The 25,383-nt window shown below is 61.0% G+C and carries 19 protein-coding genes and 1 tRNA gene; 15 read left to right on the top strand and 5 right to left on the bottom strand.

Annotated features, from left to right (window positions below):
• Positions 1–559: 559 nt before the first annotated feature.
• The 6 genes from I41_RS19950 to I41_RS19975 all read left to right on the top strand — a co-directional run bounded on the left by I41_RS19950 (position 560) and on the right by I41_RS19975 (position 8,264).
• Positions 560–633: transfer RNA gene (locus I41_RS19950), tRNA-Thr, on the top strand.
• A 95-nt stretch (positions 634–728) separates the two neighbouring features.
• On the top strand, positions 729–2,054 hold the full coding sequence (locus tag I41_RS19955; protein WP_145434685.1) for a DNA-directed RNA polymerase subunit alpha C-terminal domain-containing protein: 1,326 nt from the start codon (positions 729–731) through the stop codon (positions 2,052–2,054).
• Positions 2,055–2,126: 72 nt separating this feature from the next.
• On the top strand, positions 2,127–3,251 hold the full coding sequence (gene tgt / locus I41_RS19960) for a tRNA guanosine(34) transglycosylase Tgt (RefSeq protein WP_145434686.1): 1,125 nt from the start codon (positions 2,127–2,129) through the stop codon (positions 3,249–3,251).
• 219 nt (positions 3,252–3,470) lie between these two features.
• Positions 3,471–3,863 (top strand): preprotein translocase subunit YajC, encoded by a 393-nt coding sequence (gene yajC, locus I41_RS19965; RefSeq protein WP_145434687.1) that lies wholly within the window; start codon positions 3,471–3,473, stop codon positions 3,861–3,863.
• A 150-nt stretch (positions 3,864–4,013) separates the two neighbouring features.
• On the top strand, positions 4,014–7,478 hold the full coding sequence (gene secD, locus I41_RS19970) for a protein translocase subunit SecD (protein ID WP_145434688.1): 3,465 nt from the start codon (positions 4,014–4,016) through the stop codon (positions 7,476–7,478).
• Positions 7,479–7,613: 135 nt separating this feature from the next.
• Positions 7,614–8,264: a LysM peptidoglycan-binding domain-containing protein gene (locus tag I41_RS19975; RefSeq protein WP_145434689.1), complete on the top strand. Its 651-nt coding sequence runs from the start codon at positions 7,614–7,616 to the stop codon at positions 8,262–8,264.
• A gap of 10 nt (positions 8,265–8,274) precedes the next feature.
• On the opposite strand, the gene I41_RS19980 is transcribed toward I41_RS19975, so the two are convergent.
• Complete coding sequence (locus I41_RS19980) at positions 8,275–9,240, bottom strand: alpha/beta hydrolase (protein WP_145434690.1); 966 nt, start codon at positions 9,238–9,240, stop codon at positions 8,275–8,277.
• A 229-nt stretch (positions 9,241–9,469) separates the two neighbouring features.
• Here I41_RS19980 and I41_RS19985 point away from each other — a divergent pair, with 229 nt between their 5' ends.
• Entirely contained in the window at positions 9,470–11,458 is a 1,989-nt protein-coding gene (locus I41_RS19985; RefSeq protein WP_145434691.1) for a vWA domain-containing protein, read from the top strand.
• A gap of 59 nt (positions 11,459–11,517) precedes the next feature.
• Here the strand turns inward: I41_RS19985 and I41_RS19990 are convergent, their stop codons facing one another.
• From I41_RS19990 to rny, 4 genes are all read right to left on the bottom strand, one after another.
• On the bottom strand, positions 11,518–12,183 hold the full coding sequence (locus I41_RS19990; RefSeq protein WP_145434692.1) for a hypothetical protein: 666 nt from the start codon (positions 12,181–12,183) through the stop codon (positions 11,518–11,520).
• 27 nt (positions 12,184–12,210) lie between these two features.
• Entirely contained in the window at positions 12,211–12,639 is a 429-nt protein-coding gene (locus I41_RS19995) for a DUF2752 domain-containing protein (RefSeq protein ID WP_210421010.1), read from the bottom strand.
• Positions 12,640–12,781: 142 nt separating this feature from the next.
• Positions 12,782–13,600: a TIGR00282 family metallophosphoesterase gene (locus I41_RS20000; RefSeq protein ID WP_145434693.1), complete on the bottom strand. Its 819-nt coding sequence runs from the start codon at positions 13,598–13,600 to the stop codon at positions 12,782–12,784.
• A 40-nt stretch (positions 13,601–13,640) separates the two neighbouring features.
• Positions 13,641–15,242, bottom strand: a complete 1,602-nt coding sequence (gene rny / locus I41_RS20005; protein ID WP_246133707.1) for a ribonuclease Y — start codon at positions 15,240–15,242, stop codon at positions 13,641–13,643.
• A gap of 911 nt (positions 15,243–16,153) precedes the next feature.
• Between rny and I41_RS20010 the strand changes: the two genes are divergently transcribed.
• From I41_RS20010 to rsmA, 8 genes are all read left to right on the top strand, one after another.
• Positions 16,154–16,774 (top strand): SirB1 family protein, encoded by a 621-nt coding sequence (locus I41_RS20010; RefSeq protein WP_168207043.1) that lies wholly within the window; start codon positions 16,154–16,156, stop codon positions 16,772–16,774.
• Between the two features lie 46 nt (positions 16,775–16,820).
• Positions 16,821–18,629: a M12 family metallo-peptidase gene (locus I41_RS20015; protein WP_168207044.1), complete on the top strand. Its 1,809-nt coding sequence runs from the start codon at positions 16,821–16,823 to the stop codon at positions 18,627–18,629.
• A gap of 294 nt (positions 18,630–18,923) precedes the next feature.
• Complete coding sequence (gene gnd, locus I41_RS20020) at positions 18,924–20,366, top strand: decarboxylating NADP(+)-dependent phosphogluconate dehydrogenase (RefSeq protein WP_145434696.1); 1,443 nt, start codon at positions 18,924–18,926, stop codon at positions 20,364–20,366.
• A 72-nt stretch (positions 20,367–20,438) separates the two neighbouring features.
• Positions 20,439–21,893: a glucose-6-phosphate dehydrogenase gene (gene zwf / locus I41_RS20025; protein WP_145434697.1), complete on the top strand. Its 1,455-nt coding sequence runs from the start codon at positions 20,439–20,441 to the stop codon at positions 21,891–21,893.
• A 183-nt stretch (positions 21,894–22,076) separates the two neighbouring features.
• Entirely contained in the window at positions 22,077–22,868 is a 792-nt protein-coding gene (locus tag I41_RS20030; RefSeq protein ID WP_210421011.1) for a phosphatidylserine decarboxylase, read from the top strand.
• Between the two features lie 54 nt (positions 22,869–22,922).
• Positions 22,923–23,783, top strand: coding sequence for a CDP-alcohol phosphatidyltransferase family protein (locus I41_RS20035; protein ID WP_145434699.1), 861 nt, complete (start codon positions 22,923–22,925; stop codon positions 23,781–23,783).
• A gap of 3 nt (positions 23,784–23,786) precedes the next feature.
• Positions 23,787–24,380, top strand: a complete 594-nt coding sequence (locus I41_RS20040) for a riboflavin synthase (RefSeq protein ID WP_145434700.1) — start codon at positions 23,787–23,789, stop codon at positions 24,378–24,380.
• Between the two features lie 67 nt (positions 24,381–24,447).
• The gene (rsmA, locus tag I41_RS20045; RefSeq protein ID WP_145434701.1) at positions 24,448–25,356 is read left to right on the top strand and encodes a 16S rRNA (adenine(1518)-N(6)/adenine(1519)-N(6))-dimethyltransferase RsmA; all 909 of its coding nucleotides are present in this window, start codon (positions 24,448–24,450) and stop codon (positions 25,354–25,356) included.
• Positions 25,357–25,383: the final 27 nt, after the last annotated feature.

The raw sequence follows: 25,383 nt of genomic DNA on the forward strand, positions 1-25,383 counted from the left end.
GACCGAGCGGGTCGGAATGCCCCTGCGTCGATTAGACAGACAGCGGAAACAGAACGAATGGAGTGGCCTCCCGATACCGGCGCGCGATCTTGAACTTGAAAATCGCATCAGGACGACTGGCAGCGGGGCTCGGCCGCGCTGATGGCTCTCCGAGCGGGACCTAGCTCGGAGCGGCACGACGGGGGCTTTGGCCCGCGGTGCCTCGCAAGGGGTAGTCACGGATCACCATTGCCGATCGTTGAAATCGACGTAAACAACTAACAGTAAACGACTTACTACATCTATCTCATCGGCTACAAGGGGCGTTCGCAGCATTTGGAACGTCTCAACCGCTCTGCTCGGCGAGCCTCGAACGCAAAATGCCCAAGAAAATGCTCAGTTCCCGTGCCTCGATTGTCGACTTCTGTCCCATCGGCATGTGCCGCGGCGCGTTGCCCCGGCCTGCATTTCAGCCTCAGACGGCGCCGCCTTGACGCTTTCCCCCTCGCCACGCAACAATGCGTAGCTTGGCTGGGTTGGCGGCACGGCGACTGTCGTTCGTCTTTCCGGCTCTCGCCACGCCAGCGTAGCTTCAATTGGCAGAGCACCGCATTCGTAATGCGGGGGTTGTCGGTTCGACTCCGACCGCTGGCTCTTCCTCCTAGGCCGGGGTTCATCGGGCTGAGCCCTCGGCATTTCGCCGATTATCGTCAGGCTACCGGTCCTGATTCACGGAGTGAGATTTCGAAATGTCGCCAGTTGCGGAATTCGACCTGCGTCAAACCGTCATTTCCAATAGCACGTTCGGGCCAAACGAGATCAAGCAGATCGCGCACGCCATTTCGAGCGACTATAACAATTTCCGCACCCTGCGGGACGCGACCAACGAGTTGGCGCAGCAAACTGCCCGGACCCCAGCAGCCTCGGCCCGCCTGGGTGTCTGCCAATATTTGATCGGCCGCTACGGCGACGCCGTGCAAACGTTGACAAACGCCGACGGCGGCGCCCTGACCCATTTCTACTTGGGTAAGTCCTATCTCGCTCTCGACCGCTACGCAGAAGCTCTCAAGGGTTACGAATCAGCCGAGCGCGCCGGCTACAACAAGGACGAGGTCACGCTCGCCAAGGCCGACGCGATGCGCTATAGCGGCGACGCCGCCGGCGCCCTCAAGGTCTTGGACGGCCTCTCCGGGGCCGTGGAGCAAACAGCCGAATACCTTTATCAACGCGCCGCCACGGTCGCCGCCTTGGGTGGAAACCGCAGCGAGGTCATTGCCTTGCTAGAACGGGCGATCGACGCCGACTCAACCCACCCCGGCGTCCTATTCAGCCTCGCCCTGGAGAATGACCGCCACGGCAACGACGATTACGCCCGCCAACTCTACGAGCGAGCCGCCAAGCAGTTCCCGACCAATGTCGGCACGCTGATCAATCTTGGCCTGCTCTATGAAGACATCGAGCACTTCGAGCGGGCCAAGCAATGCTATCTGCGCATTCTCGACGTCTTTCCGGGCCACGAACGGGCTCGGCTGTACTTCAAGGACGCCGACGCTTCCCGCGATATGTACTACGACGAGGAAGCCCGGCGCCGCCAGGACCGACTGTCGCAAATCCTCAGCGTGCCGGTCACCGACTTCGAACTGTCGGTTCGTAGCCGCAATTGCCTGCAGAAGATGGGCATCATGACGCTCGGCGATCTCACGGAAACGACCGAGCAGGAGTTGCTCTCGAGCAAGAACTTCGGCGAAACGTCGCTCGTCGAGATTCGCGAGATGCTCTCCTCGAAGGGCTTGGAACTTGGCCAGTTCGCTTCCACGAAGTGGCAGGAAGAGCCGGTCTTCGAGTCGAACGCCATGAGCGAAGACGAGCGTGCCCTCCTCGACCGCCCGATCGCCGACCTGAATCTCTCGGTGCGGGCGCGCAAGTGCATGGTCCGCCTCGGTCTCACGACCATTGGCGAGTTGCTCCGCCGGACGGGCGACGACCTGCTGGAGTGCAAGAACTTCGGCGTCACGAGCCTGAACGAGGTCCGGGAAAAGCTCACCGCCAACGGCCTGAAACTGCGCGGCGACTGATCTCGCCCCGCGGCCTGAAATCTGAATTTCAACGCTTAGCCCCCGGTCATTGACCGGGGGCTAATGTATTTCATGACCAACAACTCGCCATTTCGCTACGAACTCCTCCATGCCGACGCCCGCACGGCGGCGCGGCTCGGACGGCTCCACACGCCGCGCGGGATCGTCGAGCTGCCGACCTTCATGCCAGTCGGCACCCTCGGGACGGTGAAAGGGGTCGATATCCGCCGCGTCCGCGAGACTGGCGCGCAAATCATCCTGGCGAATACCTACCACCTCGCCCTGCGCCCGGGCGAAGAAACGGTGGCGGCGCTCGGCGACCTCCATGCCTTCACGGGCTGGCAGGGCCCGATTCTCACCGACAGCGGCGGTTTCCAGGTCTTCAGCCTCGCCGATCGAATGAAGGTGAGCGAAGAAGGCGTCGAATTTCGTTCTCACATCGACGGCTCGAAGATCCAGCTCTCGCCCGAACGTTCGATTGCCATCCAGGAAGCGCTGGGCAGCGACTTCATCATGGCGTTCGACCAAGTCGTCGCCCTCCCGAACGAGTCTTCGGTCGTCGAGGAGGCGACATGGCGGAGCGTGCGTTGGGCCGAGCGTTGCCAGAGAGCGTCCCGCCGCAGCGATCAGATGCTGCTCGCGATCGTTCAAGGGGGGCTCGATCCGGGGCTTCGCCGCCGCTGCGCCCACGAACTGGTGGCCATGGAATTCCAGGGATATGCCGTCGGCGGCCTGAGCGTCGGCGAGCCGCCGGCTGAGATGTATGCGGCACTAGACGTCGTCGTGCCCGAACTCCCGGCCGATCGGCCGCGGTACCTCATGGGCGTCGGCCGGCCACAAGACCTGATCGAGGGGGTCGCCCGCGGCATCGACATGTTCGACTGCGTCATGCCGACCCGTAACGGTCGCAATGCCCTGGTCTTCACCGATGCCGGTCCGGTGCGCCTCCGCAACGCCTCCCACGAGCGCGACCGCCAGCCGATCGAAGCCGGCTGCCCTTGCCCCGCCTGCGAGCACAGCCGCGGGTACCTTCGCCACCTGTTCCAATCAGGGGAGATGCTGGGGCCGATCCTCGCCTCAATCCACAACCTCACCTACTACCAACGGCTAATGGCGCGAGCTCGGGAGGCGATCGCCGCCGGCTCGTTTGCCGAGTTCCGCGCCGAGCGGATGAGGGGGTGGAATGAGCCTAGTTGACGCCCTTGTTCGTTGCGCCGCCAAGACTTATGATGGCTCGCTTGCAGGCTGGCCAGCATGGTCGTTAAGCGCTTCGCGGCGATCGCGACCAATCCGTCGGCGGCGGTCTTCTACGGCGCAAGTCATCTTGGTGTCTAGGCTTCCGCTCCGTCGGAACGCCGCGCCTGCCTCCGATCCCTCTGGCGATATGAACCGCGTGCGGCGAATCGAGTGACTGTCATGGAATTTACGTCGTGGGGCCTCCTCCTTGCGCAAGCCGAGACGGCGGAAGCGCCGAAAGGTGCGGCCGACGGCGCTGCGGCCGAACAAGCGCCTAGTTCGCCGTTCAACAGCTTTCTCGTCCCGCTCACGCTGATCATGGTCATGTTCTACTTCCTGATCCTCCGCCCGCAAAAGGCGAAGGATCAGCAGTTCAAGAGCCTGGTCGAAAGCCTGAAGGAAACGGACCGCGTGGTGACGATCGGGGGGATCCACGGCATCGTGACCAATGTTCAACGCAATGCCGATGGCGCGATCGTCACGGTGCGGATCGACGAGTCAACCGGCACGAAAATTCGCGTCGGCGCTTCAGCTATTGCCCGCATCCTGACCGACGAAGAGAAGTCGGCCTAGCTGCCACGTCTGCGGACATCGCAAACATCAACAATCCAACTCATTTACGAACTCAACGACGAACTCAACGCATGCGTCGCCCGCCCGGCATGGTCGCCCGGCAAGGCGATCGTCGAACTGAGTAAGAGAAATATAGACAGGTTCTAGGCCATGGAATTCCAGTCACCGGTCCGCCACGCCTCACCGTCCTTCCAGAAACTCCGCGGAGCTTTGGCCCTGACGGTCGTTCTGGCGTCCGCCTACTTCGCTGCCCCCAGTTGGGCCCAAACTCCTACGGCGCCCGCGCCTGCACAAGCCCCTGCCGCGGCGACCACAACCTCCGCGGCAGGCGGCGAAGACCAGGGACTTAATCCGACTGCGGTTCGCAATGTCCTCATTGTCATTGCCCTGTTCGTCGTGCCGATCGTCATCGGGAACATTTTGGCCAAGTCGCTGAAAATGCCCGACTATGGTTGGAAGTTTGCCGTCGCGATCGGCACGTTAGCGGCCGCTGCCGTGGTGGTTGCCCTCGGCGAAATCAAGCTTGGCCCTGATTTGAGCGGCGGCATCACGCTGATCTACGAGATTGAAAAACGCGAAGGATCAGAGCAAGCAGCGCCTGTCGAGGCGCCGCCCCTAAATGAAAAGGAGATGGCGGCCGAGGATGCGGAACTCGAGGAGGAAGGCGCCGAAGAAGTTGCTGAAGATGAAAAAGATCCGGCGGCCGAAAAAGAGGGGTTCGCCTCGCTCAATCGCAGCGACACGATGGCTGCCCTGATTAAAGCCCTGATTGAGCGAGTCGATCCCGCTGGAACGAAGGAAGTCTCGATCAAGAAGTTCGGCGACGATCAGATCGAAATCATCATTCCGAAGGCCGAAAAGGCAGAACTTGAAGCCATCGAGCGCCGTATCTACACAGCCGGCGTGTTGGAGTTCCGGATCACGGCATCCCGCCAGTTCGATCAGCACCGCGCGATCATCGAGCTGGCAGAAGCTCTTCCCGCGAATCAGAACATTATCCGGATCGACGGGAAGGAAGTGGCGCGCTGGGTGGAATTCGACGAAAAGCAGTTCGGTAGCGCCGAGCAGGCAGCCGGCACGCTGGTCGTGCGGACCACGTCGAAGGTTCCGCAAGCGCTGGTGCTGACTAACGACGGGCTGAACGTCACCGGCGAGTACCTACGCTCGGCGTCGCCCGACGTTGATCAGACCGGTCGCCCTGCCGTCACGTTCATCTTCAATAGCCAGGGTGCGTTCCGCTTCGAACGACTCACCCGCGCCCATCAGCCGGCGCCGTCGGGAGCCAAATACAACCTCGGCATCTTGCTCGACAATCGCCTCCTCTCGGCGCCGAATCTCAATGCCGTCATTTCTGATCGCGGCATCATCGAGGGCCTGGACGATCAGGCGGAGGTCGACTTCCTGGTGGGCATCCTGAACGCGGGCAGTCTGCCCGCCGCCTTGAATAAGGTGCCGATTAGCCGGGCTCAGATTAGCCCGACGCTCGGCCAGCTCACTATTGAAAAGGGCAAGCAAGCTCTGATCATCTCGCTCGCGCTGGTGGCCCTGTTCATGGTGGTTTATTACAAGAAGGCAGGCCTCATTTCGTGGCTCGGGCTGGCAGCCAATATGCTGCTGATCCTGGGCTCTATGGTGTTGATTAAAGCGGCGTTTACTCTTCCCGGACTGGCCGGCCTCGTGCTGACAGTAGGCATGTCCGTCGACGCGAACGTGCTGATCTACGAGCGTATCCGCGACGAGTTGAAGAAGGGCGCCGCCTTACGGATGGCCATTCGCAACGGCTTCAATCGTGCGAGCCAGACGATTATCGACTCGAACGTAACGAATTTGATTACCGGCGTCGTCATTTACAAGATCGCGCCCGACAGCGTGAAAGGCTTCGGCGTGACGCTTGTTCTCGGCATTTTGATGAGCGTCTTCACGGCGGTCTTTTTGACGCGCATTTTGTTCGACGTCGCCGAGCGTCGCGGCTGGCTGAAGAACATGAGCATGCGGGAGTTCATCGGCGAAACCCACATCGATTTCGTCGGCTGGCGTTTTGCGAGCATTGCGGCATCGCTGGTCGTCATTGCCATCGGGCTGGTTGCCGTTTTCTCACGCGGACAGGACCTGTTCGATATCGACTTCACGGGCGGCAGTTCGGTGACGATCGTCTTCGATGACGACAAGAAGACGCCGTACGCCGAAGTGTACGAAACGCTGGAAAAGACGCCGCTCGGCTCAGCGAATCTATCGTTGGTCGAGGTCGGCGACGACAACACTCGTTACACGGTCACCACGATTAATGACGACGTCGTCAGCGTGGAGAACATTCTCAAAGAGGCCTTCGGCGACAAGCTCAAGAAATACCAAGTCGACATCGAGGAAGTGAAGGCGTTTACGCCAGGCGAACAGACCTCGGCCCTTCCTTGGACCAAGTCGCCTTCCACATTTCTGGGATTGGGGATCGCATCTCCGCTCTCCTATGTGACGCTCCTGCAGCCTGCCGTGACGGATGGCGAATCCGTGCCGCCCGCGGAGAAAGAATCGGTAACGGCTGATCCCGCCCCGGCCGAAGCGGGATCGCCGCCGGCTGAACCGCCCGCAGTCGCCGAGGATACCGCCCAACCAGCGGAAGCGGCGCCGGCGTCGACCGCTGAGTCAGCCGACGGTAAGGCCGACGACGCAAAGGCCGCAGCGCCCGCTGCGACCGACGCTGCGGCGTCAAGTGCGCCCGTTGTCGATCCGTTCGAGGGCGGCGCGTCGGCAACCCTGAAGTTTGCGGCCGATAAGGATGGCGATGTATCGGGCGTCACCCACGATACGCTTGAACAAATGATCAGCGATGCACTCGCGAAGGCGGGCAAAGCGGACGTGATGTTTGCGGTGACCAACGAAGACTATCGCGAAGGAAGTAATCGCCCGATGGAAGAATGGCAAGTTTCCATCGCGTTACCGCCAGCTGAGGCGCAGGCAATTTTCGAGCAACTCGCTCAAGAGACCAATACGCTGCCGGTGTTTCCGCTCTCCAGCAAGATCGGCGGTCGCGTCGCGGGCCAGATGGCAACTTCGGCAATTGCCGCAATGATCCTCTGCCTGATCGGCATCATCGCGTACGTCTGGTTCCGTTTCCACGGCGTCATTTACGGCATCGCGGCCGTCGCCGCGTTGATTCACGACGTGCTAGTAACGCTCGGGTTCGTCGCGCTCTCGTCGTACTTCGTCAATGGCGCCGGATCGCTCTCCTCGGCATTGCTGATCGATAAGTTCCAGATCAATCTGACGCTGGTGGCCGCGTTCCTGACCATCATTGGCTACTCGCTGAATGATACGATCGTCATTTTCGACCGGATCCGCGAAGTCAAAGGCAAGAGCCCGCGGCTAACGAAAGAGATTATCAATCTCGCGGTCAACCAGACGTTGGCTCGGACAATTCTCACTTCGTTTACGACGCTGACTAGCGTCATCGTCCTCTACATCTTTGGCGGCGCCGGCATCCACGCCTTCGCGTTTGCCTTGTTGGTCGGGTTTATTGCCGGTTGCTACAGCACGATTTACATCGCGAATCCGGTGTTGCTCTGGTTAGCAGAGCGATTTGAAGGCGGAGCGGAAACCGTCACATCGAAGGCGGCCTGACCAACGAGAGCGCCGCGAAAGAATCCACTTGTAACGGCAATTCAGATTGCGGATCCCGGGCGCGGTTCAGAGCCGGCTCAACGTATTCGTGATTGACGATCGTTGCGGTTTTGCGTCCGAAGCGTCGATCGCTAATTGGCGCATCGCTTTTCGGCCGATGGAGATGAAGGCGAGTTGCACAGGCCGCACCTAGGTCTGTCACGCCTGGCGTTCTTCACCTGCTTCGGCATTTCGGCTGTGGTTCCGCGCAAACCAAAACTAATCGCCGCCGCTGCGGTTTTGGCCGTCGGTCTGGGCTTGGCATGGCCCTGGCGCCGCGGCGAGAGCGTGCCCGTTGACGTCCTGCCGATATCTCCGACTAACTCGCCGTTCGGCTCGGCCCCTGCTCCTGCGGCCGTCGTCGTTCCCGCCTATCAGCCAGCTGCTCTTTCAGCAACGGCCATTGGGCTGGGGACATCGTCAGCTCAACACGAGCAGTTCGAAGCTAGCGCGGCGCCGCGAGACGTGACCGCGGCAAAACCAGTGCAGGGCTTAGGTCAACCGCTGCTGCCGGGCGTTGAACACGCCGAAGAGGCTTCCGCGGCGCCCCCTGAACGGCGCTACATCGTTCAGGAAGGCGATTCGTTGGAGCGACTTGCCTTGCGGTACCTTGGCGATGAAGGACGTGCACTCGAGCTGTTTGACCTTAATCGCGCGGTGCTCGTGAATCCGCACATCTTGCCGATCGGGGTAGAGCTCAAGCTCCCCGTCAGCGCCGAACCCGCCGCTAGAGACGTCGCCCTCTGAACCGCGCCCGTCACGGATACTTCCGGACCGAGTAGGGGAACGCTTGGCGTCCCAAACGAGTTTCCAGAAAGTTAAATATCTGCAGGCCAATGCCGAACGCATCGCTCGTGAGCAGTTTGGTGCCCTGTAGGTTCGTCTCGGGAGCGAATACGTAGAAATCTTTCATTTGCTCAACTCGGTCCGCTGGAGGTTCCGGGTGATGCTTACTGAGGATCTTCTCGATAGCCTTGCAATCGTCGGCCACCGCCTTATCTTCAGCCCCGTAAGCCAAGAGCACCGACAACTGACGCTGGATGGGCGGAAATCGCAGCGGTTCCCGCAACATCAGACCCTTGAAATTCCAGCGAGGAGAAAGGAGGACCAGCGCCTTCACATCCTGCCCCTGCTTGCGCACAGGCAGCGGCGGAGCCGACCAGTCCTTGGCCGCCCACAGGATGGCGACGTTCGCCCCCATTCCGCTGCCGACGAGCCCCAGTGAATTCAAATTGAGATTTCCGGCATCATTCTGCTCGACGAGAAAGCTACGGACGGCCTCCATGTCGAGATCGACCATGGCCAGAAAATCAGCTTGCTGCAGGCGATTGGCTTCGAGTTCGATGGGCGCTGCGTTGCCGGCTTGAACTGATTTGCTGCCGCCGTGACCGCGAAGGTCGACCGCCAGCACAGCGCGCGAAGCGATTTGCGGCACGGACGGGTTTTCGGGAGTGGGCGGATTCTGCAGCGACCGAGCCAGCGGATCGAACACAGCGCGCGTTTCGTTGAAGTCGTGGAGCATCACCACGGGAACCGCTTGGGGCCCGGCCGTGCTCGCATAGTAGGTGGCTCGAAGTTGAACGCCGTCCTTGGTCGTGAGCGTCACATCCACCGGCGGTGGCGCCTTGGCCCGAGTCTGTTGGGCGACCGCCGAGCGGCTGGCTCCCATCGCCAGGAGAAGGAGAACTGCCGTCCGGAGGTTGCGGCGCACGGGCGATTTCATAGCTTGTCCGACAATTAGAACGATCTAGCGCGTAGAAGGCCCAGTTAAAAAGGGCTGGAACGCAAGAAACTCAATCCTGCCATCATAACGCGCCGGCTCGCCCATTTCACGCACTCGGGAAACTGTCGGTTGACGGTGAAACCTGTCGCCCAAACCCATCTTTTCTTGCCGAAGCTTCGTGCATGGGCGAGAATGTAGTGGGGTGCGTCTTTTCCCTTTGAGCTAGCCGATGGCAAGCATTCTCTCTACCGATGCGAGCGAATCGGGCGGCGACGATCAAGACGCCCTTGAGGCCGCGCCGTTGATCGACGGGGAATCCGCGGCGTGGGTGATGAGCCTGGTCGTCCATCTCGCGGCATTGGCGGCGCTGGCGGCGGCGTCGTTCGCCATTCCAGCAACTCAAGCGACGTATGAGCTCGCGCTTGAGTCGCTGGAGACGATCGAGCCGGAACGACTGACCGAGGAATTTGTCTCTAGCGACGCCGCCAGTTCCGAGATCGGTGCGATGGGCGTTGGCGGGCAGGACGGCGCGCTCGCGGCCGCCCCCGACTTCAACGAGCAGTCGTTGATTGCCGACCATGCTGAACTCCTAGCTGACACCGCTGACCGCGTGGCCGTGCAACTGGAGACCGAAGTCCTCCAAGGGCCTGAATTCTCAACCTCGATGCCGGTGCAAGGCGCGGGCAGCGTCGGGTCGACCGGCGCTGAAGGCGCCATTGATCGCCTGACTCACGAGATTCTCACTTCGCTCGAGCAGCGGCCAACCATGGTGGTCTGGTTGTTTGATCAATCGGGCAGTCTCAAGGAGGAGCGCGCCAAAGTCATCAAGCGATTCCACCGCATCTATGAGGAACTCGGCGTCATCGATGCGGCCGACAATCCAGCCTTTCGTCTTCTCCAGGACAAGCCGCTGCTAACGGCAGTCGTCGGATTTGGCTCGCAGCCCACGATGCTGACGCCCGAACCGACGGATCGCATCGAGGAAATCGAAGCTGCGGTGGCGTCGATTGGCGATGACAAGTCGGGACGTGAGAACGTCTTTCAAGCCGTTGGCATGGTAGCTGAAAAGTTCCGCGCCTATCGCTCCGCAAAGAACGGCAAACGACATGTGATGATCGTCGTCTTCACCGATGAGGCGGGCGATGACATTCCGCTCGTCGATGACACGGTACGGACCTGCCGGAAGTATGCCATGCCCGTGTACGTCGTCGGTCGACCAGCGCCGTTCGGTCGACAGACCGCGTACGTCAAATACATCGATCCCGATCCTCGGTTTGATCAGCGTCCCCAATGGGTGCCCGTCTCGCTTGGGCCGGAGTCGTTGATGCCCGAGTTGTTGAAGCTCCGGTTCGCGCAACAGGGAGAGGAAGAAGAGCTCCTCGATTCAGGATTCGGACCATTTGCGCTTACCAGGCTCTGCTACGAGACCGGGGGCCTCTACTTCGCGTCGCATCCCAATCGGGCCGTGGGACGCCGCATCAGCGGCGACGAGACGAACAATTTGTCGGCTCACATTTCGATGTTTTTCGAGCCGGACGCGATGCGACGTTACCAGCCAGACTACATGCCCGTTCAGGAATATGCACGGTTGCTGCAGTCCAATCGCGCGCGGCAGGCGCTCGTGCAAGCCGCGGAAATGTCTTGGACGTCGCCAATGGAAAACGTCCAGCTGCGGTTCCCCAAACGAGACGAAGCCGAGCTTGCCCAGCTGCTCTCGCTCGCACAGCGATCGGCCGCCATCCTCCAGCCCAAGATTGACGCCATCTGTCAGGTGCTGCTGACGGGCGAGCCAGACCGGGAAAAACTCGAGGAGCCCCGCTGGCGCGCCGGCTATGACCTGGCGATCGGAAGAGCGCTTGCCGTGAAAACGCGCACGGACGGATACAACGTGATGCTGGCCGAGGCCAAGCAGGGCAAGCCATTCAAAGACGAAAAGAACAACACCTGGGTGATGCGTTCAACCGATTCCTACGCGAACACGACCTTGGAAAAGTTGGGCGCCAAGGCGAAATCGTATCTCAAGCGAGTCGTCGAGGAACATCCCGACACTCCGTGGGCCGCGCTCGCCAAACGCGAGCTTGCCACGCCGCTGGGGTGGGAATGGGCTGAGGCCCGCACCAACTTGCCCCCTATTGATCGGGGCAACGACCCGCGCCCGCCACGCCCTGAGCCGAAGCCTCCACAAGGCCCGCCGCGCCGCGATCCGCCTCCGCTGTAGCGGGAACTAAGTCGGGCGCCGCGACCCGCCGTCCGACATCGCCCCGTCAAACCGTGCCCCTAGTGGTTTGCGACCGAGTCCAGTGCGTAATCCGCATTGGCCGTATGCTTGTAGAAGTATTCGGCAATCTGCGTGGCAATGATTTCGACAAATTGCCGTTCGAAGGCTTGCACCGGCTTGTCGGAGGCGGGAATACCGCTGTTCCGCGGGAACAGCACCTGTCCCAGACGCTTCTTGAAGACCAAGCGATCCCCGTCCTTCATGTCGTAGACCGAGATCGAAACTTCCGCTCGACCCTGGTACAGAGTCTTCCCCTTGTACAGATCGAAATCGTCAAGTTCCACATACACGATGCGCGTCGCCTTCACGACCTTGCCGAGGTCTTTAAAATTCTCCCAATCTTGCTCGTCGACCCAGTTGTCGACCTCTTTCGGCGCGACGACTTCAATCCCCTTGACGTTTTGCTCTAACAACTCGCTCACCTGGGCGCCAATGGCCCGCGCGGCGCCGGCGTTGCGGAACTCATGCGACGCTGGCGGACGGCAGAGGACGACGACGCGTTCCTTCTCCAGCGCGGTGCATTCCGCAGGGACGGTGTTGCCGCCGTTCCACATGTAAATGCCAGTGGCCATCAACATCGAAATGCACCCGGTCGAGGCGACGCATCCCAAGCCAATGCAGCCCAGCACGGCCCAGCTGGAAATTAGTCGGAAAGCACGGTCCATGCTTCTTTCCTTCGTAAGCGAACTGATTCATCCAGCGACGAGTTTTCGCACCCAGTCTAGTATCGTGATCGCCAACCACCCGCTGCCAATCCATAGCAGCCAGTGCGGCGACGGTCGTATCAATACCCATCGTCCCGCGAGCGACGACGCCAGGGCCCATATGGCCCCTCCGGCGACGAAACCGCACAGCAACGTTCCGCCGGCGTTCGCCCGGAGCGCTGCCGGCACGTCGCCGCGCACCGCATACGCCCACGCCGTCGTCATGCCGCAACTCGGACATTGCCAGCCAGTCCAGGTGGAAAAGGCGCACGGCGCAAGTCCTAGCTGTTCGTGCGTTCCGAATCCGCGAGGATCTGGGGAGAGCCGCGTTGCCAAGAGCAGCAGCGTCCCGCCAACAACGGCAATTCCGGCCAAGCCAAGTTGGTTGACCCCGGAAAAACGCCGTTGAATGGCCACTCCATCACCACCGCAGGCGGAACGCCCGCTACAAACGACGCGAAGGGTAGCGACTGCCGCTGCGCGCCACAAGGTTGATCAGGCTGCCGCCGGGAAGCGTCCGTTCATGTTTGTCCATAAATTAACTCGGCAGCGTGGCGTGCTAGCTTCTCTTCCCCAAGGCCTCGAGCCTGGGAACGTCGCATTCGCGCACGCAAACTCGCTCGATATGCGTCGCGCGGCCCGTTTCGTCGTCAATCGTCACTAAGGCGCCAGAGATCCGCACGTCTCCGGTCGCGACGTCGAATGCGGTCGGGTTCGCCGTCAATCGAGTCTCAAGCACGCGATCGATACGGCGCCCAATGACGCTGTCATAAGGGCCGGTCATGCCGACGTCGCATTGAAACGCCGTGCCGCCGGGGAAGACCGTCTCGTCAGCCGTCGGCACATGGGTGTGCGTCCCCAGCACCGCTGACGCGCGCCCATCGAGATATCGACCGAGTAGCTGCGCTTCGCCCGTTGCTTCTGCGTGGAAGTCGATGAACCGGACCTTCACGTCGGAGGGCATTTCCGACAGCACCCGATCGGCCGCCGTGAACGGGCTGTCGATGGGCTTCATGTAGAGCTGCCCCATGAGACTCACAACGCCAACGAGCGTGCCGTTGCGCGCCTTGACGGTCGCCCATGCTCTTCCAATCGCCTCGTTTGGGAGGTTTGCTGGGCGAACGATGTTGGGCTCGCGCTGCAGGATCGGAAAAATCTCACGCCGGCGATAGATGTGATCGCCGAGCGTGATGGCATCGACGCCGGCGGCGACCAATTCGCGGTAGATCTCCGGCGTCAGCCCTGACCCGCCCGCGGCATTCTCCGCGTTGGCAATGACCAGATCCAGTGTGCGTTCGACGACCAGCCCAGGCACCGACTGCCGGACAATGTCGCGACCTGGTCGGCCGACGATGTCGCCAATAAAGAGCAGTCGCATGGCAGGCCCAGTTTAAAACCGTCGTTCGGATTCGCTTCAGTTAACGGGCCGTCTCGATGATCCGCGTCTCGCGAATCAATGTTACCTTAATTTCGCCGGGATAGGTGAGCTGTTCCTCGAACGCACGAGCGATGTCGCGGCAGACTTTCGCCGCCGACTCGTCCGTCGTGTCGCGAGCACTGGCAATCACGCGTACTTCGCGGCCAGCTTGAATCGCAAAGGCTTGCTGAACTCCAGTAAAGCTCGTAGCGATTGACTCCAACTCTTGCATCCGCTTGATGTAGCGATCCAGCGTTTCGCGCCGCGCCCCAGGTCGCGAGGCGCTACAGGCATCGGCCGCCGCGCACAGCACGGTGTAAGGCATGTCGGGGCGGATGTCGTCGTGATGCCCCAAGGCGGCGTGGACCACCTCTGGGCCTTCCCCGAACCGCTTCAGCAGGTCAGCCCCAATCTTGGGATGGCCTCCCTCCAAGTCATGATCCGCCGCCTTCCCAATGTCGTGCAGCAGACCGGCGCGGCGGGCTAATTCGCCGTCGAGTCCCATCTCTTCGGCAAGCATGCCGGTGATAAAAGAGACCTCAATCGAGTGGCGCAGCACATTTTGACTGTAGCTAGTTCGATAGCGCAATCTGCCGAGCAGTTCGACCACCTTCGGATGAACGCCGAACACCTGCGCCTCTTGCATCGCCTCCTCGCCATGACGGCGAATCTCGCCCTCGATTTCCTTTTCCGTCTCGGCGACCAATTCCTCGATCCGCGTCGGATGTATGCGGCCGTCAGCGATCAATTTATTCAGTGCGATTCGCGCAATCTCCCGGCGGACGGGGTCGAATGCGCTGACGATGACGACCCCCGGCGTGTCGTCGATAATGACGTCGACACCGGTCGCCTTCTCCAACGCGCGAATATTGCGACCTTCGCGACCGATGATGCGGCCCTTCATCTCGTCGTTTGGAATGTCGACGGTGCTGGTCGTCGACTCCGCGGTATGCGCGGCCGCGAAGCGTTGCACCGCAGTGATCAGCATTTCCTTTGCTTTCGCCTGCGTCTTCTCCACCGCCTCGCGCTCATACCGCATGATCATCGCGCCTTGTTCGCGGACGAGTTCTTTCTCCAGCCGTCCCAGCAAGCGCGACTCGGCCTCCTCGCGGCTTAAGCCGCTCAGTTGGTGCATGGTCTGCCGCTCGAGGTCGAGCAGGTCGTCAAGCTCTTTTTGACGCCGCGTCGCGTCCTCGACCTTTTCTGCCAGACGTCGTTGGTTGCTTTCGACCATCTTCTCCTGCTTTTGGAGCTGATCGGCACGCGACTGAATGGCGTCCTCGGCCTTGTCGAGCTTGCGCTCGCGATCATGAAGCTGCCGGCGGATTTCCTCGTTTTCCTTCTCCAGCTTCCCCTTCTCTTGCAGCGCCATTTCGCGGGCTTCGACCGCAGCTTCTTTTCGCCGCGTAGCCGCCTCGATTTCTGCTCGCTCGATGATCTGCGCGGCTTCCTTGTCGGCGTCGCGCTTGCGCAAATAGTCGAGGAACTTAACGACGGCGAAGCCGAGCATCACGGCAATGACGACAGCGACGACCAATACCGTTTCGGTGACGTCCGCCAATATCGGCGGCGCGGCCAGTTCCATTGAGAGAGTGGGAGCCATGCGTTCCGTCTATCCTTCCAAATGAAGCGCGCAATCGCAGCGAGTTTCAGCGGCGGCAGAGAAGCGCTGGTCACGCAGAGCGAGCCAGCTGCAGCGACTAATGCGCTGCAGTCGCGGGATAGAAGTTCGTGCGACGAAAGCCTTGCATCGGCGGTGCGACGCGCAAGCCCTCGCGCATTAAGCATTCCAGTTCGATCAATCTAGGTGCGACATCGGCGGGGCGCTGGTCTGGCAAGCGCCTCGGCCATCGCAGTCCATCGCGCCCACCCCTGCGGCCAGTGGCCGTAGGCTCCGCATCGATGAATGCCGCCGCGTAACCACCGGGCGCTCATGCCAAGTTCGATCATCAAGCAGAGAGTTGTGCTCTCATGCGCACGGCACGCCAACTGACAAGCGAGCGCGCTTATCGAAGCCAATACCGCGATGATCAACAAGATTCCCAGCATGCCCGCGCCGCTACCAAGGGAACAACTTAACGAGCGAGTGTCTTAGCAAGACTCTTCAACGAACCAAAATCCGCAACGCTCCCCCCGACCGGCAAAGTCGACGCCAGCGATGGAGGCGTAAAAATACGCAAAATGAACAAGTGAGGCGCCTATCCTGGACACAGTGGTCGTCCAGAACGCCGCCAAAGCAACGCCATCGTAGCAAATTCAAGGCGAACTTCAACCATCGTTCGGCAGGGCCAAGGACGCTGAAAGCCCGGCCAGCGCGAGGGTTACGACAGCGAAGGGCTGCTCCGGGTTGCCCTGCCCCGCTGCTTCGCCGCGTCATTCGATGACAAGCGCCTTTGCAGGAATGTCCTGTTCCTTGCCCAGTTCGTTAAACCGAGCATGATTGAAAGCATGGACCTGCCGCGACCCGCCTTCTGCCGCACGCGCGCCTTCAGTGCGTTCTCGCGCGCGCTTCCCGTGGCAAATACTCCGGATGGATTGTTCCGCGCGGCTTGGGCTATCGCGCAACACGAACACCCCGATGCCGAAGTCGCCGCGGGCGAGGCTGCCATGGCGAACCTGATCGCCACGGTTCGGGGCCGCGTCCGGTCCACCGGCGTCGAAGCGAAGCTGGCCCACCTTCATGACGTCTTCTTTGACCTGCTAGGCTTTCAAGGGAATGTGGAGGATTACTATTCGCCGTCGAATAGCTACCTCTGCGAAGTCCTCCGCACTCGCCGGGGATTGCCGATTACGCTGGCGCTCCTCTATCGGCGCGTGGGTCAGGGCATTGGGCTGACCGTGCATGGGGTCAATGCGCCGGGACATTTTCTTGCCGAGGTTGAGATGGACCGCGGCAAGGGGCAATCGATTTACGTCGATCCATTTTTTGGCGGCGGACTGCTTCACGAAGACGAAGTTTTCGAACGCATCCTGCAAGCAACCGGCACGAAGCTCCGGCCATCCGCCGAACATCTTGCCCGCGCCGCTCCCCGGCAATGGCTGGGCCGGATGCTCAACAACTTGCAAGCGGTGTTCGCGTCAAGCGGCCGGGAGCGAGACGTTTACGCCATGCAAGAAATGCAGGCCCTACTGTAATCTAGCCTGCGTCGTCCTGACGGCGCGGCGGTATAGAATGATTGGTATGAACTTGAAATGTCACGCCGTCCTCCGCCTCGTCGCACAGCTTTCGTATGGTTTGCTACTGATCGCCGGACGCACCCACGGTGACGTCGTCGTCATCGCCAACCGCACGCCCGAGCCGGTTGAGTTTAGCGCGCGCGTCGACGACGCCGTGTCAAAAACGGTGAAGCTAGCTCCCGGCGACTCTCTGCCGTTGTTCGCAACTACCGGCGTGCATGTGCGGACCTCCGCTGGTGATTACGCCGCGCCAGAGCAATCGCTTCCCCCCAACACGGCCTATGCGTTCACGCCGAGCGTTGCTGGCGGGGCGCCAACGCTGCAGCCAGTTGGCCTCGGCGAATCGACGTCGGCGACGTGGCCGGCGGCTGGCACGGCATCTTTCGAGCTCCCCGAGGCGAACGTGATCACGGTCAAAATCGTCGTCGACGACGATGAAGTGCGCCAGCGGCGAGCGTGGGAACCTGTGATCCGAGCGAGAATTGACAAGGTCTCGGCGGCGCTGGAGGCCCATTGCGGCATGAAGCTGCGCGTCGTCGCCATCGAGGAATGGGACTCGGATGATTCGCAGCGAGATTTCTTTCAGACGCTCGGCGAGTTGGAGCGGGAAGTCCTTCCGGCGCCGGCCGACGTCGCGATCGCATTCAGCAGCCAGTACGATATCGCCAGCGGTCGCGTTCATCTTGGCGGCACGCGGCAGCCGCTCCATTCGCACATCCTGGTCAAGGAGCGTTCCCGCAACGTGCTGGAGCCAGAGCGTGCGGAGCTGCTCGCCCACGAGTTGGGACATTACCTGGGAGCCACGCATAGCTCCGAACCGAAAAGTGTCATGCGTCCGGTGATCGGCCAAGGCGTGCAACGGGTCGCCGGCGCCAGGTTGCAATACGACGCGCCCAATACGCTCCTGATGTCGTTGCTTGCCGAGGAGCTTCGTCAACGCGGAATCAAAGACGTCGGCGCGCTCACTCCCGAGACGCGCCGGCGGATGCAAGAGATTTACGCCGCAATCAATCCGACGCTGCCCGACGATCCCGCCGCCGCGCAGTACGTACAGCTCATGGGCGCGGCCGGTGCGCGACCGCTCATTGAAGATACGGCGAAAATTTTGCAGCAAATTGTGCGCGTCGCGCAGTTGAAGAAGAAGCTCGTCAACGAGGCAAAAGACCAGCCGGCGCCGACGGGCGACCAACTGCTCGAGCTGTACGTCCGGCAAGCGGCCCTCGCGGCGAAGCAGGTTCGCCGCGAGAACGCCGTGCGGGCTTTCATCCTGGCGCTGGGCATTGCCTTCGACGACAGCGACTCCTTACGCAAACTACCACTTGCCAGCGCGGCGATCGAAGCCATCGAACCTGAACCGCGACGCGCGGAACGGCACGCCGCCTTCGCCGACATGCCGACCTTATCGATGCGCGGGCGCGACGATCTGGCCAAGCATTTTATGGTCTCGGCGCACCTCGTCGCCCTGCTGGGCAGCGAACCCGCCCGCGGCGCCGGCGTCGTGAAGGAAGTGTTCGATTCCAACGGCGGCTCAGGCTTCAGCTTCGCTGACATGACGGCCAATCGCGCGGGAATCGCCTTCGCCGTCGCTGTGTTAAAGGAACGTCTGACGCTCGATGACGTGGCGCGGACATTTACTGTTGAAACTTTCATGCCTTCCGTCGAAGGCCTGTCTGAGGGGCTCCAGCAGCAGGAACTGACTGAGCGGTTCGGCGGCATGGGCGACCGCCGACTGCAATCCGAATTGAATCGCATTGAAGCAGCCGTCTCTTCATTGCCGGTTTATCAGCAGGTTTCGCCAGACGCTGCGAAATAACCGTCAATTGTGGGTCGGGGCTCGCGACGATAAACTCTATCGAGCTCGCCAAGCCATTGCAGCATCCTGCCTCAGTGCGGGCGAACGCCCGGCGTGCCTGTGATCAGTCGTTCTGCGGCAGGCGACAGCTCAGCCGCAGCCGCCTGCCGCGCAACGCCTTCGTTACCTGGAGAGTTTCTACTGAATCGCACCGAGTTCGCCAGTCGTTTGGCGATTTCGCCGCCAGCGATTGAAACAGTCAGCCCACTGACGCCGCGACGAGCGCAGCCTGAACAGCCATAAGGAGTTCGACGCATGTCCCAACAGTGCGACATTGGATTGATCGGGCTCGCCGTGATGGGCGAGAACCTGGCGCTGAACATCGAAAGTCGCGGCTTTTCGATCGCCGTCTTTAACCGCACGACGGAGAAGGTCGACGACCTCATCGCCGGTCGTGCGAAGGGCAAAAAGTTCGTCGGGTGTCACTCGCTTGAGGAACTGGTCGGTTCGCTCAAATCGCCGCGAAAGATCATGATGATGGTCAAGGCCGGCAAGCCAGTGGACGAGCTTATCGATTCGCTCCTGCCGCTGCTCTCGAAAGGGGACATCCTTATCGACGGCGGCAACAGCTTTTTCGCCGATACCGAGCGTCGCACGAAGTACGTCGAGGAGAAAGGGCTGCTCTACTCCGGGACCGGCGTCTCAGGCGGCGAAGAGGGCGCCCTTCTTGGCCCCAGCATGATGCCCGGCGGCAGCGAACCCGCCTGGCCCCACTTAAAGCCGATCTTTCAAGCAATTTCGGCGAAGGTCGGCCCGCATAACGATATTCCCTGCTGTGAGTGGGTCGGACCGCGCGGAGCCGGGCACTATGTCAAGATGGTGCACAACGGCATCGAGTACGGCGACATGCAGCTGATCTGCGAAGCCTACTTCCTGATGAAAGAGGCGCTCGGGCTGTCGAACAACGAGTTGTATGAAGTCTTCAGTAAGTGGAACCGGGGCGAACTCGACAGCTACCTCATCGAAATCACTCGCGACATCTTTAGCGTTCGAGATGACCAAGGAGACGGCTATCTGGTCGATAAGGTCGTTGATCGCGCGGGCGCCAAGGGCACCGGCAAATGGATGAGCCAGCATGCCCTCGATCTCGGCGTGCCGAGCACATTGGTCACCGAAGCGGTCTTCGCCCGCAGCCTCTCCGACGTGAAAGAAGCCCGCGTTCGCGCGAGCAAGACGCTGAAAGGCCCCTCCTCCAAGTACAGCGGCGATCGCCAGGCATTTATCGAGCAGATTCGCCACGCCCTCTACGCCTCGAAGATCTGCAGTTATGCTCAGGGCTTCGTGCAGTTGCAAGCTGCCGCTAAAGAACTCCAATGGCCGCTGAACTTGGGTAACTGCGCGCTGCTGTGGCGGGGCGGATGCATCATTCGCGCGGTTTTCCTCGACCGCATCAAGGAGGCGTTTGACGCCGACCCGAACCTTGAGAATTTGCTCCTCGCCCCCTATTTCACCGCGGCGGTCGACAAAGCTCAGGATGCTTGGCGGCACGTCGTTTCGAGCGCCGCACTACTCGGATTGCCGACGCCCGCGTTCTCCGCAGCACTCGCTTACTACGACGGCTATCGCCGCGACCGTTTACCCGCCAATCTACTGCAATCGCAGCGCGACTACTTCGGCGCTCACACGTTTGAGCGAATCGACAAGCCCGGCGTCTTTCACGCCGACTGGCTGCGTCTGCGCAAGGCTCCGCAGGCGTAGGCCTGCCTCGGTTCACGTCGTGTCGGTTTCGACGCCCAGGAACTCAGTCGCCCATCGGAAGGATCTCAAATCATGCCCGCCACTTTCGTGATCTTCGGCGCATCGGGCGACCTGACGAGCCGCAAACTCATCCCTGCCCTCTACAAGCTCCATTGCAAGAAGCGCCTGAAGGATGGCCTCAAGGTCGTCGGCTTCTCCCGCTCGCCATTCACGCACGAGGAGTGGCGCCATGAACTAACCGCAACGACGAAAAAGTACGCCGGCGACGAATTCAAGGAGGACGCCTGGAATGAGTTTGCCGCCAACGTCTTCTATCATGCAGGCGATATCGGCAACGCCGCTGATTTCGACTCGCTTGGCCAGTTTCTCGCAGAACTTGAGAAGGGCGCCGCTGCCACACGAGTCTACTACCTGGCAACCGCCCCGCAATTCTACGGTCCCGCCGTCGAGCAACTTGGCCGGAGCGGTCTGGCCGATGAGTCGAATGGCCCGCGCCGCGTCGTGATCGAAAAGCCGTTTGGCGTCGATTTACAGAGCGCCAAAGACTTAAACCGCATCGTTCATGCGGTTTTCGCGGAGCACCAGGTTTATCGGATCGACCATTACCTCGGCAAAGAGACTGTTCAAAACCTCCTCGTCTTGCGTTTCGCCAATACGATTTTCGAGCCAGTTTGGAATCGCAATTACATCGATCACGTGCAGATTACGGTGGCCGAGGAAGTGGTCGTCGGCAAGCGTGCCGGTTACTACGATACCGCAGGAGTGATGCGGGACATGTTCCAGAATCATCTGCTGCAACTGCTGATGATCACCGCCATGGAAGCGCCAGTCCGTTACGAAGCTGACGCCGTCCGCAACGAGAAAGTGAAGGTTCTTCACGCCTTACGTTCCCTCTCGCCCGAGGAGGTCGCCACCGATACCATTCGTGGGCAATATTCAGGTTATGCCGACTCGCCCGAAGTCGCCCCCGGCAGCCAGACGGCAACGTTCGCTGCCATTAAACTCTCGATTGACAACTGGCGCTGGCAGGGAGTCCCCTTCTATCTTCGGAGCGGCAAAGCGATGTCGTGCCGCACCACTCAGATCGTCATCCAGTTTCGCGAGCCCCCGCAAAAACTGTTCGCCAACGGGGCCAGCGGCTTGTGCGGCTCCAACCGCCTGATCGTTCAGGTTCAGCCCTCGGAAGGGATCCAGCTTCACTTTCAGACGAAGGTTCCAGATGCCGGCATGAAGTTGCGGCAGACGGACCTCGATTTCAACTATCTGCGTGAATTCCGTCGCCCAATGCCCGAGGCGTACGAACGTCTCCTGCTCGACGCTCTCGAGGGAGACGCCAGCCTGTTTGCCCGGGCCGACGAAGTGGAGGCCGCCTGGAAGGTCTGCGATCCGATTCTCAAGGCCTGGAGCGCCGGGAATGCCCCGCCCCTGCTCTCCTACGAGCCTGGGTATTGGGGTCCGGTCGAATGCGAGCAGTGGATGGAAGCGCAGGGGCGGCAGTGGTTCGACACTTGCCCGGTACTCGCGTAAACTGGGGGATTCGATCCCGCCTTCGGAGCCTCAGTCATCGACGCCGACCCCGCCTATCCTCCGCTTCCAGCCGACGTCCGCAGCGTCCAACCCGGCGGCGGTTTCTGCTACAGCATCGAGTTGACGTGGGGCCGCGTCCGCCGGTGGTATCTGAAAAGGTTTCGTCTCGATTACGTTCAGCGCATGGCAGCGCTGCGTGCAGGCGACGTCACTGGCGCTCCGCACGAGATACTCGATCCGCGTGATCTGAAATATTGCTCGAACCAATGCACCGCGCACTGGGCGCCGCAGGACGATCCGTTCCGCTGGCGCAGCAACCTGCCGTTCACGCGCTGGGGCTTGGCCGAATTGCAATTGATGGGCTGGCCCTTATTCGTCCTGGTGTTGGCGATCGGTTCCGCGCACACTCACTGGCGCTGGCTGTCGCTGATCCCGCTCGTCGCTCTTGGGTTGATTCTCTATTTCTTCCGCAATCCGTGGCGACACATCCCCACCGACGCCAATGCCATCGTTGCGCCGGCCGACGGCGTCATCGCTGAAATCACGCCGGTCGACCACTATGATTTCATCGACGGCCCCGCGATCCGCATCGGCATTTTCCTGTCGATCTTCAACGTCCACGTCAATCGCGCGCCTCGTGCTGCGCGCGTCGTCTCGATGCACTACAAGCCTGGCGAATTTCTGAACGCCCTGAATCCTGAAAGCGCCATCCGCAATGAATTCATGTGGATTGGCTTCGAGGACGCAGATCGTCCTGGCCTGAAATACGCCGTACGCCAGATTTCCGGACTCATCGCTCGCCGGATTGTGTGTGCCTTAAAGCCCGGTCAACTCGTCCAGCGCGGCGAGGACTTTGGTATGATCAAGCTCGGTTCCCGAACGGAGTTAATCCTCCCTCGCGATGCGGTCGCCGTCGAAGCTTCGGTCGGTCAAATCGTGCAGGCGGGCGCCACGATTCTGGCACGCCTCAAATAGCTGCCGCCAACTTCCTCTCCGGCGACGGGCGCCCGTCGACAATCCTCCAAAGCCATGCGACGCATTCGAGCGGTCTCTGCCTTTCCGACGCTTTTCACGCTGGGGAATCTCGTCTGTGGATTCTTCGCGATCGTCGTCGCGGCGCGCATTGCCAAGCCAGGCGACTCGATCGACTTCGTCCCTTCTCCCAAGCTCGACTCGGCGCGCGAACTCATTGCCAGCGTCGATCCGACGCACAATGTAATGCTTTGCGGCGTGCTGATTTTCACCGCGATGCTGTGCGACATGTTCGATGGTCAAGTCGCGCGCATTGCGAAAGTCACAAGCGACTTTGGGGCCCAACTCGATAGCCTGTGCGACGTCGTTTCGTTTGGGGTGGCGCCAGGCATTCTCCTGGTGAAAATGTGCCCGCAGTTTACTCAGGTCCATAACATGGCGATCTGGACCATCGCGGCGTTCTACGCCTGCTGCGCCGCCATGCGGCTGGCGCGCTTCAACGTCGAAATCGACGACGAGGACGATCACTCGTCGTTTGAAGGCCTCCCCTCCCCGGCCGCCGCGGCCGTGATCGCTAGCTTTGCGGTCTTTTCCTATACGGTGAGAAACGAAATCCATTACGTCCGCTTTGAAGGCTTCGATTGGTGGCTCCAGCGGCTGATGCCGCTCGTGGCGCTGGCGATCGCCCTACTGATGGTCTCCCGCATTCCCTACCCCCACATCGTGACGCACTTAGTCCGCGGGCAAAAAAGCTTTCCGCAACTGGTCGGGATTGTGTTCGTCATCATGGCCGTCATCACCGCCGCGGCCTATGCCATCCCAGCACTCTGCGGCCTCTATGCCCTCACTCCCCCGCTCGTTCACGGTTGGCGCTGGTATGGGCGCCGTCGGCGGCTCCTTGCGCAGAAGGCAGGCTGACCGATGTTTACCGGACTCGTCGAAAGCCTGGCAACCGTGCGTGAATTGCGACCTGACGGACCGGGCGTGCGGCTGGCCGTGACCGACGCCGCGATTGCAGCGCGTTCGAAAATAGGCGACAGCATCGCCGTTAATGGCTGTTGCCTTACGATCGTAGAAATTATTGGCTGCGAGATGTCATTCGAAGCGGGCGCCGAGACGCTCAGCCGCACGAATCTCTGCCGACTTAAAGCTGGCTCGGCGGTGAATCTCGAAGCCTCCCTTCGACTCGGCGATTCGCTCGGCGGTCATCTCGTCGCTGGGCATATCGACGCTATCGGCCGTCTCGTGCGTCGCAGCGACGAAGCTCAGTGGTCGACCATGTGGTTTGATGTTCCTCGCGAGTTAACTCGCCAAATGGCTTCCAAAGGTTCAGTCGCCATTGACGGCGTCAGCCTGACGCTCGTTGACGTCACCGATCACTCGTTTAGCGTCGCCCTCATCCCTCACACGCTCAGCGTCACGACGCTCGGCAAGTTGCAACCGGGCGACGAAGTCAACGTCGAAACCGATCTCCTGGCGAAGTACGTCGAGCGACAGCTCGCGTGGAAAACGTAACGCCTTTGCCGCTAGTCACCAGCATAAGAAAGAAGCATTACGGGGGACGTCGTCCCCCGTTCGCCTGATGAGCCGACAAACCAAATCATTTCTGATCTCGCGTTTCCGCGAAATGGGCATCCGCCCCGCGACGCGACATGGGCAAAACTTCCTCATCGACTTGAACCTCCATCGGCTCATCGTCGATACGGCGAATCTCGACGAACGCGACGTTGTCCTCGAGGTCGGCACTGGCACCGGCGCTATTACGCAGCTCATCGCCGAGCGGGCCGGCGCCGTCGTCACGGTGGAAATCGACGGACACATGTTCGACCTCGCCAGCGAAATGCTGCTCGATTTCGACAATGTCACCATGCTCCATGTCGATGCCTTGCGCAACAAGAATAACTTCAACCCCGCCGTCAGCGAGGCCGTTGGCGCCCAACTCGCCGCAGCGCCCAACCGGCGGCTCAAGCTCGTCGCCAATCTTCCGTACAATATCGCTACGCCCATTCTGAGCAACTTGCTTTCCTGGGAGCATTCCCCGCACTCGATGGTGGCCACCATACAAAAAGAACTCGGCGAGCGGATGGCAGCCCAACCTTGGAGCAAGGACTACAGCGCCCTGAGCGTCTGGTTCCAATGTCAGGCGGACGTCGAGATCGTGCGAGTAATGCCTCCGAGCGTTTTCTGGCCGGAGCCGAAAGTTGACTCGGCGATCGTCAAGGTGGTGATCGACCCCGCCCGACGCGCCGCGGTGCCCGACCTCGGTTACTTCCATCAGTTCACCAAGGCCATTTTCCTCCATCGCCGCAAGTTCTTGCGGGCCAATGTCGTCGCTGCCATGAAGGGAACTCTCGACAAGGCCCAGGTCGACGAAGTCATGGCCGAAATGGGCTTCGCGGAAGACGCCCGGACCGAACAACTCGACGTGGCGACGCTGTTAAAATTGACCGAGTTGTTCCGGCGGCGAGCTCCGGATTGGACCATGTCATAGGCGGGCGCCCATCCCGGGAGCTACCAA

Source organism: Lacipirellula limnantheis, from assembly GCF_007746075.1.
Classification (GTDB): Bacteria; Planctomycetota; Planctomycetia; order Pirellulales; family Lacipirellulaceae; genus Lacipirellula; species Lacipirellula limnantheis.

Bases quoted from the DNA above. Each gene is read 5' to 3' on its own strand.
- I41_RS19955 (WP_145434685.1), top strand. From the start codon at position 729: ATGTCGCCAGTTGCGGAATTCGACCTGCGTCAAACCGTCATTTCCAAT.
- zwf (WP_145434697.1), top strand. From the start codon at position 20,439: ATGCCCGCCACTTTCGTGATCTTCGGCGCATCGGGCGACCTGACGAGC.
- I41_RS20000 (WP_145434693.1), bottom strand. From the start codon at position 13,600: ATGCGACTGCTCTTTATTGGCGACATCGTCGGCCGACCAGGTCGCGAC.
- I41_RS20015 (WP_168207044.1), top strand. From the start codon at position 16,821: ATGAACTTGAAATGTCACGCCGTCCTCCGCCTCGTCGCACAGCTTTCG.
- rsmA (WP_145434701.1), top strand. From the start codon at position 24,448: ATGAGCCGACAAACCAAATCATTTCTGATCTCGCGTTTCCGCGAAATG.
- tgt (WP_145434686.1), top strand. From the start codon at position 2,127: ATGACCAACAACTCGCCATTTCGCTACGAACTCCTCCATGCCGACGCC.
- I41_RS20035 (WP_145434699.1), top strand. From the start codon at position 22,923: ATGCGACGCATTCGAGCGGTCTCTGCCTTTCCGACGCTTTTCACGCTG.
- I41_RS20040 (WP_145434700.1), top strand. From the start codon at position 23,787: ATGTTTACCGGACTCGTCGAAAGCCTGGCAACCGTGCGTGAATTGCGA.
- I41_RS20030 (WP_210421011.1), top strand. From the start codon at position 22,077: ATGGCAGCGCTGCGTGCAGGCGACGTCACTGGCGCTCCGCACGAGATA.
- I41_RS19990 (WP_145434692.1), bottom strand. From the start codon at position 12,183: ATGGACCGTGCTTTCCGACTAATTTCCAGCTGGGCCGTGCTGGGCTGC.
- I41_RS19985 (WP_145434691.1), top strand. From the start codon at position 9,470: ATGGCAAGCATTCTCTCTACCGATGCGAGCGAATCGGGCGGCGACGAT.
- rny (WP_246133707.1), bottom strand. From the start codon at position 15,242: ATGGCTCCCACTCTCTCAATGGAACTGGCCGCGCCGCCGATATTGGCG.
- yajC (WP_145434687.1), top strand. From the start codon at position 3,471: ATGGAATTTACGTCGTGGGGCCTCCTCCTTGCGCAAGCCGAGACGGCG.
- I41_RS19980 (WP_145434690.1), bottom strand. From the start codon at position 9,240: ATGAAATCGCCCGTGCGCCGCAACCTCCGGACGGCAGTTCTCCTTCTC.
- secD (WP_145434688.1), top strand. From the start codon at position 4,014: ATGGAATTCCAGTCACCGGTCCGCCACGCCTCACCGTCCTTCCAGAAA.
- gnd (WP_145434696.1), top strand. From the start codon at position 18,924: ATGTCCCAACAGTGCGACATTGGATTGATCGGGCTCGCCGTGATGGGC.